Annotated in this window: 17 protein-coding genes; 15 read left to right on the forward strand and 2 right to left on the reverse strand. The window is 37.3% G+C overall.

The window, feature by feature from the left end:
* Positions 1-44: 44 nt before the first annotated feature.
* The 4 genes from R2R35_RS00390 to R2R35_RS00405 all read left to right on the forward strand — a co-directional run bounded on the left by R2R35_RS00390 (position 45) and on the right by R2R35_RS00405 (position 4715).
* Complete coding sequence (locus R2R35_RS00390) at positions 45-968, forward strand: RluA family pseudouridine synthase (protein ID WP_317732523.1); 924 nt, start codon at positions 45-47, stop codon at positions 966-968.
* 20 nt (positions 969-988) lie between these two features.
* Positions 989-2311, forward strand: a complete 1323-nt coding sequence (locus R2R35_RS00395; protein ID WP_317732524.1) for an AAA family ATPase — start codon at positions 989-991, stop codon at positions 2309-2311.
* Between the two features lie 525 nt (positions 2312-2836).
* Positions 2837-3202 carry a BlaI/MecI/CopY family transcriptional regulator gene (locus tag R2R35_RS00400; protein WP_317732525.1) on the forward strand — a complete coding sequence of 122 codons (366 nt, stop codon included), beginning with the start codon at positions 2837-2839 and terminating at the stop codon, positions 3200-3202.
* A 127-nt stretch (positions 3203-3329) separates the two neighbouring features.
* Positions 3330-4715 carry an NADP-dependent glyceraldehyde-3-phosphate dehydrogenase gene (locus tag R2R35_RS00405; RefSeq protein ID WP_317732526.1) on the forward strand — a complete coding sequence of 462 codons (1386 nt, stop codon included), beginning with the start codon at positions 3330-3332 and terminating at the stop codon, positions 4713-4715.
* Between the two features lie 697 nt (positions 4716-5412).
* Here the strand turns inward: R2R35_RS00405 and R2R35_RS00410 are convergent.
* A complete protein-coding gene (locus tag R2R35_RS00410; RefSeq protein ID WP_317732527.1) occupies positions 5413-6624 on the reverse strand; it encodes an alanyl-tRNA editing protein in 1212 nt (403 codons plus the stop codon).
* 701 nt (positions 6625-7325) lie between these two features.
* Between R2R35_RS00410 and R2R35_RS00415 the strand changes: the two genes are divergently transcribed.
* Together R2R35_RS00415 and R2R35_RS00420 are read left to right on the forward strand one after the other, a co-directional pair.
* On the forward strand, positions 7326-9209 hold the full coding sequence (locus tag R2R35_RS00415) for a peptidase U32 family protein (protein WP_317732528.1): 1884 nt from the start codon (positions 7326-7328) through the stop codon (positions 9207-9209).
* Positions 9210-9291: 82 nt separating this feature from the next.
* Positions 9292-10536 (forward strand): aspartate aminotransferase family protein, encoded by a 1245-nt coding sequence (locus tag R2R35_RS00420; RefSeq protein WP_317732529.1) that lies wholly within the window; start codon positions 9292-9294, stop codon positions 10534-10536.
* Between the two features lie 237 nt (positions 10537-10773).
* Here the strand turns inward: R2R35_RS00420 and R2R35_RS00425 are convergent, their stop codons facing one another.
* Positions 10774-11313, reverse strand: a complete 540-nt coding sequence (locus R2R35_RS00425) for a PadR family transcriptional regulator (protein WP_317732530.1) — start codon at positions 11311-11313, stop codon at positions 10774-10776.
* A gap of 481 nt (positions 11314-11794) precedes the next feature.
* Between R2R35_RS00425 and rplU the strand changes: the two genes are divergently transcribed.
* The 9 genes from rplU (at position 11795) to R2R35_RS00470 (ending at position 17873) form a co-directional block, all read left to right on the forward strand.
* Positions 11795-12103 carry a 50S ribosomal protein L21 gene (gene rplU / locus R2R35_RS00430; RefSeq protein WP_033166343.1) on the forward strand — a complete coding sequence of 103 codons (309 nt, stop codon included), beginning with the start codon at positions 11795-11797 and terminating at the stop codon, positions 12101-12103.
* 17 nt (positions 12104-12120) lie between these two features.
* Positions 12121-12438: a ribosomal-processing cysteine protease Prp gene (locus R2R35_RS00435; protein ID WP_033166342.1), complete on the forward strand. Its 318-nt coding sequence runs from the start codon at positions 12121-12123 to the stop codon at positions 12436-12438.
* A gap of 40 nt (positions 12439-12478) precedes the next feature.
* On the forward strand, positions 12479-12766 hold the full coding sequence (rpmA, locus tag R2R35_RS00440) for a 50S ribosomal protein L27 (RefSeq protein WP_033166341.1): 288 nt from the start codon (positions 12479-12481) through the stop codon (positions 12764-12766).
* A gap of 109 nt (positions 12767-12875) precedes the next feature.
* Positions 12876-14162 carry a GTPase ObgE gene (gene obgE / locus R2R35_RS00445; RefSeq protein WP_317732531.1) on the forward strand — a complete coding sequence of 429 codons (1287 nt, stop codon included), beginning with the start codon at positions 12876-12878 and terminating at the stop codon, positions 14160-14162.
* A gap of 108 nt (positions 14163-14270) precedes the next feature.
* Positions 14271-14582, forward strand: coding sequence for a ribosome assembly RNA-binding protein YhbY (gene yhbY / locus R2R35_RS00450; RefSeq protein WP_317732532.1), 312 nt, complete (start codon positions 14271-14273; stop codon positions 14580-14582).
* Positions 14583-14622: 40 nt separating this feature from the next.
* Entirely contained in the window at positions 14623-15276 is a 654-nt protein-coding gene (gene nadD, locus R2R35_RS00455; protein WP_317732533.1) for a nicotinate-nucleotide adenylyltransferase, read from the forward strand.
* Positions 15236-15820 (forward strand): bis(5'-nucleosyl)-tetraphosphatase (symmetrical) YqeK, encoded by a 585-nt coding sequence (yqeK, locus tag R2R35_RS00460; RefSeq protein WP_317732534.1) that lies wholly within the window; start codon positions 15236-15238, stop codon positions 15818-15820. The genes nadD and yqeK overlap by 41 nt, the downstream gene beginning before the upstream one ends.
* A gap of 10 nt (positions 15821-15830) precedes the next feature.
* Positions 15831-16190: a ribosome silencing factor gene (gene rsfS / locus R2R35_RS00465; RefSeq protein ID WP_317734861.1), complete on the forward strand. Its 360-nt coding sequence runs from the start codon at positions 15831-15833 to the stop codon at positions 16188-16190.
* A 264-nt stretch (positions 16191-16454) separates the two neighbouring features.
* On the forward strand, positions 16455-17873 hold the full coding sequence (locus R2R35_RS00470) for a polysaccharide biosynthesis tyrosine autokinase (RefSeq protein WP_317732535.1): 1419 nt from the start codon (positions 16455-16457) through the stop codon (positions 17871-17873).
* Positions 17874-17952: the final 79 nt, after the last annotated feature.

Raw genomic sequence — 17952 nt, forward strand, 5'->3', positions numbered from 1 at the left:
AGAAATTCTAACTACATTAAGTAGAAATAAGAAAGTGGTATCTCATGAATGAAGAAATACTGGACTTCTTTGTGGAACAAGAGGAAGGTGGTCTGAGAATTGACCGTTATCTTGCTGAAGCTCAGGAGGATTTGACTCGTTCCTATCTTCAGAAGCTTATTGCAGAAGGCAGGGTAAAAGTAAATGAGAACACAGTGAAAGCAAATTACAAAGTGAATGATGGAGATATGATTCAATTGATTCTTCCGTCTCCAGTGGATTTAGATCTGAAACCGGAGAATATACCCTTAGATATTGTGTATGAGGACAAAGATATCATAATAATCAATAAAAGAAAAGGTATGGTAGTGCATCCTGCAGCTGGTCATTATTCGAATACTTTAGTAAATGCTTTACTGTATCATTGCAAAGATGAACTCTCCGGTATCAACGGTATTTTGCGTCCCGGAATCGTTCATCGTATTGATATGAATACAACAGGTGTCCTGGTTGCCTGTAAAAATGACAAAGCACACCAATGCATAGCGGAACAGCTCAAAGTGCACTCTATAACCAGAAAATACAATGCAGTTGTCTTTCAGCCCTTTAAAGAGCTTACAGGGACGGTAGAAGCTCCAATTGGACGTCATCCTGTAGATAGAAAAAAGATGGCTGTCAATCACAAAAATGGAAAACATGCAGTTACACATTACCAGCTCCTTGAAAATTTAGGAGGACGGTATGCACATATTGAATGTACCCTGGAAACAGGCAGAACACACCAGATAAGAGTTCATATGGCCAGTATTGGACATCCATTGCTTGGAGATGAACTATACAGCAATAATAAAAGTAATTTCAGCCTGGAAGGGCAGGCTTTACATGCTCGGGTTTTGGGATTTATACATCCTGCAACCGGAGAATATGTAGAATTTGAAGCTCCTCTTCCTGCTTATTATGAAGAACTTCTTAATAAATTAAGAAGATAAACAATGATAAGGAGTAAGCATTGAAACGAAAATTATTCGCTCAACTTAAAATCTGGAAAGAATCCTTACAAAAGAAACCATTAATATTAACCGGAGCCAAAGGAACGGGTAAGACTTACCTTGCATTAACTCTGGCAAAAGACTTTTACAAAAGATATATCTATATAAATTACGAATTGCAGGCAGACAAAGACAAATTGGCTGCCTGTTTTGAACGTTTTCTGTTAACTGGAGTAACTTCAGGACTTACACCCTTAGAAGGCTCACCGGAGGAGAGCGATAAAGGTCTTTTCCTTGTAGATGATATGAACTGTATAGAGGAAATCGATGGGATTGTAATGAAAATCAGCAAACTTTACCCCGATTGGGACATTCTAATAATATCCGGATATGCCACCTATCTTCAAAGAGATACCTATGGGATAAATAAATACACAACCTTCAAATTGTATCCCATGGATTTTGATGAATTTCTTTCTGCTGCCGGACATGAATGGTATGTTGAAATGATTGATGAGTCTGTTATAAAGAAGAGCAGTCTGCCGCAGATTTTTCATGAAGCTTTGGTAAATCTCTTTGAGACCTACCTTATTGTGGGCGGCTTACCAGCAGCTGTGAATGAGTACATAAATAATGAAAATACAGAGAATATTACACAAATACACAGGGACATACTCTATTCGTATTTCTATGAAACTGATATGAAAGAAGAAAATTGTGCCCTGAAAGTCAAACAGATGCTCTTTACACTGCCACAGCAACTGTCAAAGCGTAATAAAAAGTTCCAATTCAATCAAATAAGAAAAGGAGCTACGGAAAATCAATACAAAGAAAGCCTGACCTTTATAAAAAGCAGTTTTTGCGGCATGATATGCCCAAGGATATCAGATGAAAGAATCAGCAGTTATGAAAGTGAGGAGATTAGTAATAACTTTTCTGCATTTAAGCTATATCTTTTTGACATAGGGTTATATCATTCTCTGTCAAAAATCACAGGTTGTGACCTGAAGGAAGGGTTTCGGGAAGGATTGATTGAAAGTTACATTGCGCAAGTATTAACTGGGGCCGATATTCCTTTTGGATACTGGGAGACAGCCTCTGGAAACCATTCTTTGTTTTTGTTAAAGGCAGCTTATAAGAATAATTATCCTGTTTTACCACTGGAAATTAGAACAAAAATACAAAAGCGTTCCAAGCTTTTAAGTACACTGAAAGAAAAGCAACCTAAAATCAATCAAATGTTGGTAACCACTGATGAGTTTAGCAATGAAGATGTTTCAGGAGATATTATCCCTCTGTATGGAGTCAAAAATATCATTGACAACTTGATTCTATTTAGATAGAATAATGATAATGGTAAAAACTACTAGTGTAGATTTTAAATTGGTTCGATGTGCAACATCATTCGACAACTGTAGACTTATGATTCTACAATCAGCCATAGACAGACAGAAATGACCATATGCGCTAATGTGAATGATTAGGAAGTATAAATTATAGCCTGATTTGTGACAGTACCATAGCCGTACCACGCTATGAGCACTTCTTATTCTGACAATGCAGCAAGTGGACCTACGATGCGAGTAGTACTGTGAATTATTGATAGATTTCCTTCACTCAATTAGCTTAGAAGCATTGTTTTAAATCTGTGGGCATTGAGGGAGACTAGTGGTCCTTACAACGTTTATAATTTCTTAAATTACAATAATAAACCTGTTAATACACCTTGATTCTACAAATGTAGTGTGTAAGCAATCATCCTTTTTCAATCCTAATAGAGGAATCCAGACAGGAATCTTTATCAGGATTTCATATAGATCTCTTACTATATTTAAGCACAAAAAACGAAAGTGCAGATTGGAGCAAGAATGAATGAAATACGTCTACATGAAGGAGAATTAAATATTATGGAGCTTTTATGGTCAAATAAGGTTTTGGCCGCAAAAGATATCTCCAAAATAATAAAAGAATACATAGGCTGGGAAAAGAATACTACGTATACCGTTATTAAACGTCTGATTGATAAAGGTGTCGTAAAGAGAGAGGACCCTGGATTCTTATGCAGGGCAACCATTTCTAAAAGAACTGTGCAGAACACAGAAACACAGGCATTGCTTAACAAGTTTTATAATGGTTCTTTGTGTAACTTTTTTACGGATTATTTAAAGAACCAGAAATTAGCGGCCGGAGAGCTGCTGGAGTTAGAGAGGATAATTAGTGAACAGAAGCTCTGATTGATAATCATTATCAATGTAACTTAGTCACATACGAAATATTATTTTGCGTTTAAAATACCTTTATAATTTACACATATTTGATGGATAATAAACAATAATTGTGTTTATTTGAAAGGAGCTCTATATGCAAGAGATTAAGATTTTTTCTCCCCTTGATAACAGTCTTTTAGGTTCCATTAAGTCAATGTCAAAGGAAGAAGTAGATAAAGAAGTAGGAAAAGCGAAAGAAGCTTTCTATAGCTGGAAAGAAATGCCCTTAAGCCAAAGAGCGGATATAATGTATAAAGCCGCAGACCTTCTGGTTGCAAATACAAAGAAACTTGCGGATTTACTCATGATGGAAGTTGGTAAGGATCAAAAGAGTGCAACATCAGAAGTGACCAGAACAGCTGATTTTATTCGCTTTACAGCAGATACCGCTAAAAGTATCCATGGAGAGAGTATCCAGGGTGATACGTTTTCCGGCTTTAGCAAAGAAAAAATAGCAATGGTTACAAGAGAACCGGTAGGCGTTGTACTTGCCATCTCACCCTTTAATTATCCTATCAATTTGGCGGCTTCTAAGATAGCGCCTGCACTGGTTTCTGGTAACACCGTGGTATTTAAGCCAGCAACAACAGGAAGCCTCTGCGGAATAGAGCTAGCAAAGTTATTTATGGAAGCCGGACTTCCAGAAGGAGCCTTAACTGTTGTCACAGGAAAAGGCAGTGAGATTGGTGATTATATTGTAACCCATCAGGATATTAATTTTATTAATTTTACAGGAAGTACCGAAGTCGGTCTCGATATTTCAGGAAAAGTTCATATGGTACCGCTGCTTATGGAACTTGGAGGAAAGGATGCGGCAATAGTTCTTAAAGATGCCGATTTGGAATTTGCAGCGAAAAATATCGTTGCAGGAGCCTTTTCCTATTCAGGGCAGCGCTGTACAGCGGTTAAAAGAATTCTTGTATTAGAAGACGTAGCGGATAAATTGATTCATTATCTGAAAATTGAAATAGAAAAGCTGAAGGTTGGAAACCCCTTAAATGTCCAGGCGGATGTAGTGCCGCTTATCAGTGAAAAAGCTGCGGATTTTGTCTGGGAGCTTATCGAAGATGCAAAACAAAAAGGTGCAAAGCTTGTTATTGGTGGCACACGAGAAGGAACCCTGTTATATCCTACTTTATTTGATGAAGTAACGGAGGATATGCGAATTGCCTGGGAAGAACCATTTGGACCCGTACTTCCGATTTTACGTGTTAAGACAGTAGATGAAGCGGTAAAACTGGCAAATAAATCTGAATATGGTCTCCAAAGTTCTGTATTTACTGAGAATCTAACAGATGCATTTCATGTGGCAGGTAAGTTAGAGGTAGGAACCGTACACATAAACAATAAAACAGAACGCGGACCCGATCATTTCCCTTTTCTTGGTGTTAAGAAATCAGGTATTGGTACCCAGGGGATACGTTATTCTATCGAAGCTATGACAAGAGTGAAGGCAACTGTAATTAATCTGAACAGATAAAGGATGGAAGCTTCTGATTATGAATATGTCTGCAAGACAATAGAAGCGAACCTTTGGAATATATGTGGTTGCATTTACATGTATAGCAACAATGAAATTGAATAAATGTAATGACCTTAATGAAATAGGAAATCGAATATTGTAAATGTAATAGTATAAGTGTAATTGTTAAAATAAGTTAGATTGAATGAAATATATTAATTTCTAAAAATTATTTCCATTAGATAGGTAACTATTATAAATTTAAAATCCATGATATTTAATCAGGTCTATATGAATAACCTAACCTGTTAAATAATCATGGATTTTTTATAAATAATATTAAATGCTGAAAATAACTAAAACAGCATAATGCATAAATAAATTATCTGAAACTGCAATCCAAACAGCATCAGAAATAACTATCTGAAACAACATAATCTAAAACTGCATAAGCTGAACTGAACTAATTAGAACCGAACTAATTGTAAAGCATAAGCTGAACTGAACTAACTAGAGCTGAACTAATTAAACAGCATAATCCAAAACTGAATTAATAAGAACTGAACAATTAAAACAGCATAATCCAAAACTGTATTAATAAAAACTGAACAATTATAACAGCATAATCCAAAACTGAATTAACTAGAGCTGTGAACTAATTGAAACAGCATAATTTATACAGAACTATCTAAACTACATAATTTAAACTGAGCTCCTAAAAAGTGAAATTCTTTAAAAAATCAGCGATATCTGTTCTTCTCCCAGTTATACTGCCCTGGACCATTTCCTTACTGCCGCCGCCTCGTCCAAGAAAGCTTTTATTTAATTCGGCTCCCATAGGTCTTACATCCATAGCTTTAGCACACATAACGTAACGGTATTCAAGTGGTTCGTCTGTTTCCATTATTAAAGAATCCTTAGCAGAAGGAATGAAGATTCCAACAACGCCATTTCTGCGTTCTTTCACAAGATTCGCAAAATGCCTTAACTGATTATCCGGTATTTCGTAATCAAATAAGATATAAGGTTCCTCGCCAGAAGGTATAGAATCCGCTTTTAAATTTAATAGTCTGATAGTAAGATTGGTAAGCTTGGCTTCAAGAGATAATTTCTCGTCTTTGAGCCGCTTGACAGCTTCATCGGTTTCATAGATTTTAGCAGAAAGAGTAACAGATATATTCTGTATATTCTTTTCCTTCTTGTTATAATCTGTTAAAGCCCGTTTACCACATTGGAGTTCAAGTCTTGTTCCTCCCTTATAGTTTTGATAAGAGGTTACTTTTATTAGGCCTACTTCTCCTGTAAACTTAACATGGGGAGCACAGCAGGCACAGGTATCAACACCCTTTATGGTTACAATCCGGATTGCACCTGATAATTCCTTTTTGCTGCGGTAGTTCAGGGATTTTAAAGTTACTTTATCCGGATAAACAGCAACAACCGGTATATTATGAAATACAGCATCATTTGCCAGTTCCTCTATCCGTCGAATGTCTTCTTCTGTAAAGGTTCCGCTAAAATCAACCGTAACAGTATCTGTCCCCAGGTGAAAACCAACATTGTCATAACCAAAATTCTTAAAAACTAATCCGGATAAAATATGTTCCCCAGTATGCTGCTGCATAAAATCGAACCTTCTCGTTTGGTTTACAGATCCGTTAATCACCTCACCCTCGGTCAAAGGTGCTGTTAAAGTGTGATAAATAATTTCATTCTTCTCCTGTACATCAATAACCGGGATGCCATTTAAGATTCCGGTATCAGAGGCCTGTCCACCGCCCTCCGGAAAGAAAGCAGTAGCTGAAAGTATAACTTCGTATAAGGGCTTCTGATGATCAATTTGTTTCGCAGTACAGGAGATTACAGTAGCAGAAAAATCAGACAGATAACTGTCTTCATCATATAATTTTATCGTATTAGTTGACATATTAAAACCTGTTATCGCAGTATTAATGCGTTATTACCACATATTATTGTGAAAGTATAATAAGCTTTCAATGTGGCAGCCTTTCTTTTTGTATTTTATCTTATCTTAAAAGCATATCTCTGGATATAAGTATTACTCTGTATAAGTATTACTCTGTATATGTTTATTTTTGCTCTGATATTCAATATGCTCAATCAGTCAAAAGACTTAATATACAAGACTTATACTGAAACGGGTAAAAGCTTAAGCCAACTTATAAAACACTATATGTTACTAAGGATATGCTTCTGTATTAACAATAACTTAGAAGCATGTGGGATAGCAAACACAGAAATATACTTTATAATGAAATTCATTTTATCAGTTTTAGGTGGTTTTTACCAGTGTTTTGTTATACGTATAAATAACAAAAAGAAGAAGACACAATGTACAGATGATAACGAAACTGGAAGTATAGCAGGAGTTCTTTCTATTAGGTGCAACTCCTTTTTTCCTTATGAAAAACCAACCCTCCTTCGCATGGATGAATATAACCAGCTGGTGCAAAAAGAGAAAACAGCAAAATGGCTTGTGAATATTCCATCATAAGAAAATACTTGCATAAAAGAATAAATAGTCTTATCATAAATATGTTTAAAAACAAGAAAAATGTGATTACATATACTCACAATGACAACACTGGATAATATAGGAGATAAGAAATGGCCAGATTTTTTAACGGAAAACCCATAGAACTGCTTGCTCCCGCAGGTAATTTTGAAATATTCAAGGAAGTGATTCAACTGGATTGTGATGCCGTATATTTTGGTGGTAAAAACCTGAATATGCGTCTACATCGCAAGGACTATAATTTCTCGGATGCAGAGCTTGAAGAAGCTGTAAAGCTTGCTCATTCCTGTGGTAAGAAAGCATATATCACTGTAAATAATCTTTACGGTGATCAGGAGCTCTCTGAGCTAAAAAGCTTTCTTATAAAACTGGAAGGGTATAAGCCGGACGCATTGATTGTACAGGATTTAAGCGTAATAGCACTTATAAAGGAATTAGCCTTGGATCTGACGGTACATGCCTCTGTAATGATGAATATACATAATCAGCAGAGCATATATGCCTTAAAGGATTTGGGCGTAACAAGAGTAGTAATCTCCAGAGAAGCCTCCCTTACTTACAGCAAATATCTGGCTGATACAACACAGATGGAAATAGAATATTTTATTCATGGTGATATGTGTATTGCTCACGGAGGACAATGTCTCTACAGCGGAATGTTATTTGGACAGAGCTCTAACCGTGGACGCTGCTTAAAACCATGCAGATGGAGCTTTGATATACATCAGGAGGGTAAGGATTACAAAACAGAGTTTCCCATGGCCGTAAAAGATATGTCCATGTATGAATATATACCGGAATTAATTGAAGGTGGCGTTACCTCTTTCAAAATTGAAGGACGTATGCGTGACATCGGTTATCTCAAAATGATAATCGGAACTTATGCAGATGCAATAGACCGGTATATCAAGGATCCTATCTGTTATGACAGGGGCAAGGATTCTGAATTATTACAGGAAAACCGTAAGCGGGATACCTCCCCGGCTTACGCTTTTGGCAGACCCGGACTTGGCAATATCAATAGGAGATATGAAGGTACTGGTACCCTCTTTAGCAGTGGGAAGGTATTCAGTACTGCAACCGAAGAACGTGACATTACAGAAGAGAAGCTGGAGAAAATTAACCAGGAACTCACAAAATATATCAAAAATAATACAGATAAAGCGAAGCTGTGTGTTAAAGTTAATAATACTGCGCAGGCACAAATATGTCTGGAGGCAGGCGTTGATGCCATATATCTTTCAGGGGATGTCTTTCTTCCTGACAGACCTTTTTCCAGGCGTGAGATTGAGGAACTGGTTTCCGGGAAGGGGAATACTGAGATATACCTTGGTATGCCTCATATGACCTTTGATATGCAGTTTCAACAGTATGGACAACTTATGGCTTCAGGACTCCCGGTAGACGGTCTGCTTGCGACAAATATTGGTGGTGTACGTGCTTTCAAAGAAAAGAATCTAATCGGTGATTACCCTTTAAATATTTTAAATGATGCATCTGCTGGTTTTTATGAAAAAATGGGCCTCAACAGGTTCACCATTACACCCGAAGCAACTCTTGCTGAAGCTATGGAACTTATTAGTTCGGCTGGTTCGAAGGCAGAATTAATCGTTTATGGTTCTCCAACCGTAATGTATATGGAGCATGATCTTTATGATAATGTGGATAAAGACAGAAGAGGGCTTTTGTATCTGGTAGATGAAAAGGGTTTTAAGCATCCTGTTTATAAGGATCAGTACGGAAGAAACCATATGATTTTATATAAAAATCTCTGCTACCTTCCTATCCTGAAAGGACTTTATGAAGCCGGTTTATTAAATTTCCGCATTGAGGCAGCACATTTAAGCGAGGAAGAATTAAAACATGTAATTGCTATCTATAAGAAAGCCTTATCTGACCTTAATAACTGCAGTAATTTATATCAGGAGATGAAAGCAGAAGGAAAGGGATTGACATTGGGGATCTTCGGTTTATAAAAGTGAGAAATGAGAAAATATATGCTCTCTGATTTGTGCCTGCGCCCAACAATAAAGGTTATAAGAAAGGTTAGGTTATTAAATGTATAATTCTGAAGAAGTATTACAGATGCGTAAAGACTATCTGATGCCCTGCCTGGGGTATTTCTATAAAAATCCTCCGGTATTTACAAGAGGAGAAATGCAGTATCTCTACGATGATCAGGGAAAAAAATATCTGGATTTCTTTGCCGGAGTTTCCGTAATGAATTGCGGACATAGCAATCCTGAAATTATAAATAAAGTAATTGAGCAGTTAACAAATCTTCAGCACGTAACCAATGTTTATTTTACGGAACCAGTAGTGGAACTTGCCAAAAAGCTTAGTGAAATACTTCCGGGTAACCTTAAGAATTCCTTCTTCTGTATGTCCGGTTCAGAAGCAAATGAAGGTGCCATGCTACTGGCAAGAATTTATACAGGGAAGAAAAAATTTATTGCATTAAGCAATAGTCTTCACGGAAGAACTCATCTGACAATGTCTGCTACAGCAATACCAATGTGGAGAGGAGACCCATTTCTTGACGATGACTTCTACTTTGTAACCAATTCTCCTGAAAAGACCCTGTCAGAAATAAATGATATCATTGAGAAAGATTCCGATATAGCAGCCTTTATTTTTGAGCCTATACAGGGAAACGGGGGTATAATAACACCGCCGGAGGGATTTTTCATAGAGATTCAAAAACTGCTGAAGGAACATGGGATTTTAATGATCTGTGATGAAATCCAGACAGGCTTTGCTCGTACTGGAACAATGTTTGCTATTGAGCAATACGGAATCGTACCCGATATCATGACTATGTCTAAAGCCTTAGGAAACGGAATTCCTGCCGCCGCCTTTTCTACAACACCGGAGATAGCCGCCCGTTTTACAGCACCTTCCGCATCGACACTTGGTGGTAATCCGGTTTCCTGTACCGCTGCTTTAGGAGTGCTTCAATACATCTCAGAGAAAGATTTATGCAGTCGCGCAAAAAGACTTGGTAAAAGACTACGAGGTAAACTATTGGATCTGAAGGAGAGATACCCCATTATAAGTGATGTAAGAGGGAGAGGACTGATGCTGGGGGCGGAGTTATGTACTCCTGAAAAGGAACCTTTGCCTGAGATAACCGATGCTATTTTAGAGCGGTTAAAGGACGAGGGCATAATTCTTGGAAAGAACGGATTATACCGTAATGTACTTGCTTTTCAGCCACCACTGGTAATAGAAGAGGCTGATATAGATTTCTTGATAGAAAAATTAGAGGATGCGCTGGCACTTAGCTATAATTATAAAGCATAAATCCACAACAGAGAATGGTTTGCCGGACAAGTTGTCTAATATAAAGGCCTATTGTTACTGGTGCAGAACGAGTTAAATAAATATAAAAAAGTTTCCATGATATAAATAAAATAAAATAGGGTATAGCAGAATAGTTCTCGTGTTTCTGATATACCCTAATCCCAACCTTATTTCTTTGATAACGAATGGAAGAAATAATTGAATCTGTGACTAAAAAAATGCAATTAATACTTCCTATTACGAAACCAATAATTCAAGTATTTCATCACACCAGGATAGAACAGCCTGAGCATTTATGATACCATAACGTAAAGGCGCATAGAGATAGAGTTCCCTCACCGGTGTTACCTCCTTAATTCCTATTTCTAAACTGTCAGCTACTGCCTGATATTCTTTCAGGCGATTAAGCTGTTGTTGCTTGTATTCAGTTATCATTTTAACAACCTCTGGTCTTGGTAAATTGCTGGCAAAGGTCAGTTTTAACATAAATTCCGATCTGACCGGCTGCTGTACGGGAGGTTCAGCCAACCATTTCAAGAATTCTTCCCGCCCGGTGGTTGTTATTGTATAAACTTTTTTTCTGGGAGAGGAAGAATCTTCTGTCTGAATCAATCCCTCTGACAACAGTTGATTTAATACCGGATAAATATGCCCAAAATTCTCATTCCAGAAATTTGAGATGACAGTATCACAGTATTTTTTGATATCATAACCAGTACCGGAATGGATGCTTAAAATACCAAGTATAGCATAACGAGTTTTATTTTTGATAGCCATTATTCCTCCAATTCTTTTAGAATTGACAGCGTTATGATACCTCTGATAATACGGTTCTCTTGCTGCCAGACTAAACATTTGAATGACATATTTAATATTAGACTATATCAGTCTGATATAAATGTCAAGAGGAATTCCACTGGTTATAATGTAGATTTGCGGAATAGGACAATATACAAAAATTTGCTGTACAAAAACCGTTGGAATGCCAATATTCTATTTAAAGTCTGTTAGAGCAGTAATTTCCAACAATTAAATAATTTTAAATTCAAAGGTGAAAATAGAAAAGTTATTGCACCCCTTAAATTCTGGGACAAATATCAAAAAAGTAAAACTTAGCGTTGACAATTAATGGTTCATATGCTAAACTGTTTTAGTGTGCCGCACAGCGAGGTTTTAAATCTTTCTATTTTATCAAATTCGTTTGATTTCTGATAGAGATACCATAGCTGGCGAGTAATGATAATAGGAGGTGTGCCATATGTACGCAATTATTGCAACAGGTGGTAAACAGTACAAAGTAGCCGAAGGCGATATCATTAAAGTAGAGAAGCTTGGTGTAGAAGCTGGAGCAACTTATACCTTTGACCAGGTACTTGTAGTAAACAATGGTTCTTTAGTAGTAGGCGAGCCTACAGTAGCAGGAGCAACTGTAACTGCATCCGTAGTTGAAGATGGTAAGAACAAGAAAGTTGTTGTTTATCGCTACAAGAGAAAGACCGGATATCACAAGAAAAACGGTCACAGACAGCCATATACCAAGGTTAAAATTGAAAAAATCAACGCATAACTAAGCAGGGTTAGGTTATGATAACTATATCCGTATATAAAGATGCAGACGGTAAGCTTACAGGCTTTCGCAGTACAGGACATGCTGGTTTCGCAGAAAGCGGACAGGACATAGTTTGTGCAGCGGTATCAGCACTGATAATAAATACCGTGAATTCTATCGAGACTTTTACCTCAGATACCTTTCAATTGAAAGAGGATGAGAAAAAGGGAATGATAGATTTTAAGATTGTTTCAAAACCTGGTAATGAATCCACTTTGTTATTGAATTCTCTGCTTCTGGGACTAAATGGAATCAGAGAAGATTACGGAAAGCAGTATATTAAATTTGTTTAGCGGGGATATCCTGCGACATATATTCAAGGAGGTGTAGGTTATGTTAAAAATGAACCTTCAGTTTTTCGCTCATAAAAAGGGTGTTGGTTCTACCAAGAACGGCAGAGATTCCGAGTCCAAGAGATTAGGAGCTAAAAGAGCAGACGGACAGTTCGTACTGGCTGGTAACATTCTTTACAGACAGCGTGGCACAAAGATTCATCCCGGTGTTAATGTAGGACGCGGCGGCGATGATACCTTATTTGCATTAGTTGATGGTGTTGTTCGTTTCGAAAGAAAAGGCAGAGACAAGAAACAGGCTTCTGTTTATCCAGTAGAATCCAAATAAGATGAAACTTTAGGACCCCAGATTCTTGATTAATTCATGAATGTGGGGTTTATTCATGATATAGGAATATCTGCTCATAATAAAGATATTCGGAAAAGAGGTGAAAAAAATGTTTGCAGATAGTGCAAAAATATATATTCGTTCAGGAAAAGGCGGCGACGGGCATGTAAGTTTTCGAAGAGAGATCTTTGTTCCTGCCGGCGGACCCGATGGCGGTGATGGCGGAAAAGGCGGCGACTTAATATTTGAGGTGGACGATAATCTGAATACCCTGACAGATTACCGTTTTATCAAAAAATATTCAGCTGAAGACGGTGAAAATGGCGGTAAGAAGAATTGTCACGGTAAAAATGGAGCAGATTTAGTTCTGAAGGTACCGGAAGGAACCGTAATCAAAGATACGGAGTCCGGTAAAGTCATTGCTGATATGTCCCATGGCAACCGCAGAGAGGTTATCCTAAAAGGAGGCAGAGGCGGCAAAGGAAATCAGCATTATGCCACAGCAACCATGCAGGTGCCAAAATATGCACAGCCCGGACAAAAAGCAAGAGACCTCAATGTTACGCTGGAACTAAAGGTTATTGCAGATGTAGGATTGGTAGGTTTCCCTAATGTTGGTAAATCCACTTTCTTATCTCGTGTAACCAATGCAAAACCCAAGATAGCCAATTATCATTTCACTACCTTAAATCCCAACTTGGGAGTTGTAGATCTGGAGAATGGTAATGGTTTTGTTATAGCCGACATACCTGGACTTATTGAAGGCGCTTCCCAGGGAATCGGGCTTGGACATGAATTCTTACGTCATATAGAACGTACAAAAGTAATTGTCCATATGGTAGATGCAGCCGGAGTTGAGGGAAGAGATCCGCTAGCGGATATCGAGACAATCAACAGCGAATTAAAAGCCTATAACGAAGAGCTCTCAGGTAAACCACAGGTAATAGCTGCTAATAAACTGGACATCCTTTACGGTGAAGAGGAAGAACAGGCGGTCAATTTATTAAAAGAAACCTTTGAGCCACAAGGAATAAAAGTATTCCCTATTTCTGCTGTTAGCGGTAAGGGTGTAAGAGAATTATTATTTTATGTGAAAGAACTGCTTGACAGCCTTCCTTCTGAACCATTGGTATTTGAGAAAGAGTTCGATCTTAATAATATGGATTTTGGTAATGAACCATATACCGTAGTAAAAGAAGACGAACATCTTTTTGTTGTTGAAGGACCCAGAATTGAAAGAATGCTTGGTTATACCAATCTTGATTCTGAAAAAGGTTTTGAATTCTTCCAGCGTTTCTTGAAAGATAATGGTATTTTGGACGAGCTTGAGGCACTTGATATTGAAGAAGGCGATACTGTTAAGATGTATGGCCTGCAATTTGATTATTATAAGTAATATATCAGCAATTATTTACGACTGATAAAAAGTATCCAAAGAAAGATTGGTACTTTAAGTAAGCCTGCAGGCAAAGTTTGCAGGTTGCAGGAAAGGCATGGTATTAATATGACAAGTAAACAAAGATCCTATCTAAAAGGTCTTGCCATGAATATCGATTCCGTATTTCAAGTAGGGAAAGCAAGCCTTACACCAGAGCTTACCCAGGGTCTGGAAGAAGTACTTGAAACAAGGGAACTTATAAAAGTAACTGTACTGAAAAACTGTCTGGACGATCCCCGTGAAATTGCACAGGTAGTTGCAGAACGTACTCATTCTGAAGTAGTTCAGGTAATAGGGAAGAAATTTGTTCTCTACAGAGAATCAAAAACCAAGAAAAAGATTGAACTGCCGAAAGAAGCAAAAGGAAAGAAAGAATAATTCAGTAACCGTTTCAATTATCAGAAGAGAGGCTTAGTTTATGAAAGTAGGAATTATGGGCGGAACTTTTAATCCCATTCATATGGCGCATCTGATACTTGCACAAAGCGCTTTGGAACAGCTGGGTCTTCAAAAGATTCTGTTTATGCCCTCTAAGAGACCGCCCCATAAACGAAGTGACCTGATTGCAGATGATATACACAGAGAGAAAATGGTGGAATTAGCTATTCAGAATAACCCCTCTTTTGAATTGTCAAAAATGGAGTTGTTAAGAGAGGGTACCACCTATACCTCAGACACCTTACAACAGTTAAACCAGGAAAATCCTGATATCACCTATTATTTTATAATGGGTGCAGATTCCCTGTTCCAGCTGGAAACCTGGTGGGAACCGGAGGTAATACTGAAGCTCGCCCATATTGTTGCAGCGGTGAGGGGTCAGGAGACAAGAGAAGAATTAAAAGCTCAGGCAGAGCATCTGACTGCAAAGTTTCATGCGACTATTCATATACTGAATACACCTTATCTGGATATTGCCTCACATGAATTAAGAGATAAGTTGTTAAAAGGAGATTCTATTCGATATATGGTTCCTGAGACAGTATATGAATATATCAACGAGCATCAGCTTTATACAGGAAAAGAGCAGAAAAATGATGGAAAATTTGTTTCAGTTGGAGAAGAGATTAGGTGAGATACTGCCAAGAAAAAGGTTCCTGCATTCAATGGGAGTAATGACCACAGCCTTCTCCATGGCAATTACTTTTAAAGAAGATTACGAAAAAGCTGCCATTGCAGGATTAATACATGATTGTGCCAAATACATGACAGGAGAGGAAATGCTTTTGGAATGTTATAAGAATAACATACCGGTTAAACCGGTAGAAAAGCTTAAGCCTGACCTGCTCCATGCCAAATTAGGAGCATTCTTCGCGAAAAATGTATATAATATTGTAGATGAGGAAATCCTTTCTGCTATTACCTGGCATACAACGGGTAAGCCGGATATGTCAAAGCTTGAGAAGATTATCTTTGTAGCCGATTATATCGAACCTAATCGATCCTCATCCACTATTCCTGAGTTGGACAGCATTCGAAAATTATCCTTTGAAAATCTGGAGGAAGCTGTATGTAAGATATTAGGCGATACCGTCAGATATCTTGAGCAAAGCGGTTTGGCCATCGATGAAACAACAGCAATAACCTATGATTATTATAAAGGAAATTATGGGAAGTAAAGGAGTATTAATGAATACAGCAAAAGAAATCGCAAAATTGACCTATAAAGCTTTAGATGATAAAAAAGCAGAAGATATAAAAGTTATTGAGATCGGTAATATTACCGTTATTGCAGATTATTTTATTATTGCCAACGGAACCAACTCTTCACAGGTTCAGGCTTTGGTTGATAATGTAATGGAAGAATTATCAAAGAACGGACATGAGCCTAAGAGAATTGAAGGTGTAAGATCCGCAAGCTGGATTTTAATGGATTACGGCGATGTAGTTGTTCATATCTTTTCCAAAGAAGACCGCCTTTTCTATGATTTAGAGCGTATTTGGAGAGATGGAAAGGTAGTTGAGAAAGAACAACTGTTTATTTCATAAACTACACCGTATATGCGGTACTATTAATATAGGTACTGTATGTTACAATCAGAAAATAAATTTCTGGTTGTAACATACAGTACCTTTTTTCGTGGAGTTTTTTCTGGTCTTAAAGTTCCCAAAGTTTAATTTCTTCATACTATAGAATAAAAGAGTTTGCCATGATAAACTCTTGCACTTAAATTCAACCAGTGCAGTTATAGAGACTTCCTATGCAGAGTCAACTAGTAATCTAAAAAGTAACGCAGAAAGGAACGGTATAGAATGGATTTTACAGTCAAAGATGTACTTCGACTTATCAGGAGATACTTCCTCCTGATATCAGTATGTACGTTTGCAGGCCTTTCTCTCAGTTTTCTTGTTAACAAATTAATGATTGACAAGACTTATACAGCTTCAGCTTCTTTTTACGTAAGTACAACAGACAGTACCCTTACAAATTTGTCTGAGTTGGATTATGCTCAGAAAATAGCAGAAACCTATATCAATTTTTTAAATACTAGGCAGTTCTTTTTAAAAGTCATTGATTTGAGCGATCTTCCTTATACCATGCAGGAGCTGCAAGCCATGACAACCATAAGTACTATTCGGAATACGGAAATATTCAGTATTACGCTAACCAGTAAGAACCCCGATGATTCCTATAACTTAGTAAAAAGTATGGAAACAGTAGCTCCACAGTTAATCAAAGATATAAAATCCAATGTAATTATCAGTGTAGTTGATCCGGTGGCATATCCCACCAGTCCTTCAGGTCCCAATACGCTGTTTAATACATTGCTGGGAGGAATTGTTACAGGATGTGGAGTATTCATTTTTGTTATTTTGAAAGAAATACTTAACATTAAGGTAGCAAATCAGGAGGATTTACTGAAACACTATGAAATTCCGCTTCTTGGCAGTATCCCTCATGCTTCTGGAAAAGCAAATTATGCAAGAGGCATTAGGAATTCAACTGTTTTTAAAATTTTAGCTGAAAGATTTGGATATAATGAAACGGTAAATACAACACTAAATGATGAAAGTAAATTTCTGGTGTCAGAAAGTTATAAAGCTTTACGTACAAATCTTAGATTTTCAGTTCGTAAAGATGGTTGTAAAAAGATATTGATTACCAGCCCGGCACCGGAGGATGGGAAAAGTACTACCAGCATTAATCTATCCATTGTTCTATCTCAGGCAGGTAATAAAGTTTTATTAATTGACTGTGACTTAAGAAAAGGTAGAACGCATCACTTTTTTAGAGCGAAAAGCGCACCCGGTCTCAGTGACTGCCTTTCCAATATGAATACTACAAAAGAAGTAATCTATACTACACCATATAACAACCTTTATAGTATACCCATGGGGTCAATTCCACCGAATCCTTCGGAACTATTGGGCAGCAGGCAAATGGAAGCACTAATAAAAGAGCTGGAAAGTGAATATGATTATATTATATTAGATACACCTCCGGTTAATGTAGTAGCAGATTCACTTAGTTTTATTAAGAATACAGACGGAGCCATACTAGTAATCAGAGAAGGCAAGACTTCCTATCCGGAAATTGAAAATGTATTAATGAAGTATCGATATGCAAAGGCGAATATACTCGGCTTTGTTCTAAATGGAGTTTCAGTGAAGGAAATGGGGATCAATAAATCCAAGTACTACTATTACCACAGATCTGAAGGCAATAAATAGGAGAAAGGCAGTAGAAGTGACAAGCGATTATGAATCCTCGGCTAATTAACTATGCGCAGTAATATACGCAGGAATGGAG

Origin of the sequence: Anaerocolumna sp. AGMB13020 (assembly GCF_033100115.1) — a bacterium.
Lineage (GTDB): Bacteria > Bacillota > Clostridia > Lachnospirales > Lachnospiraceae > Anaerocolumna.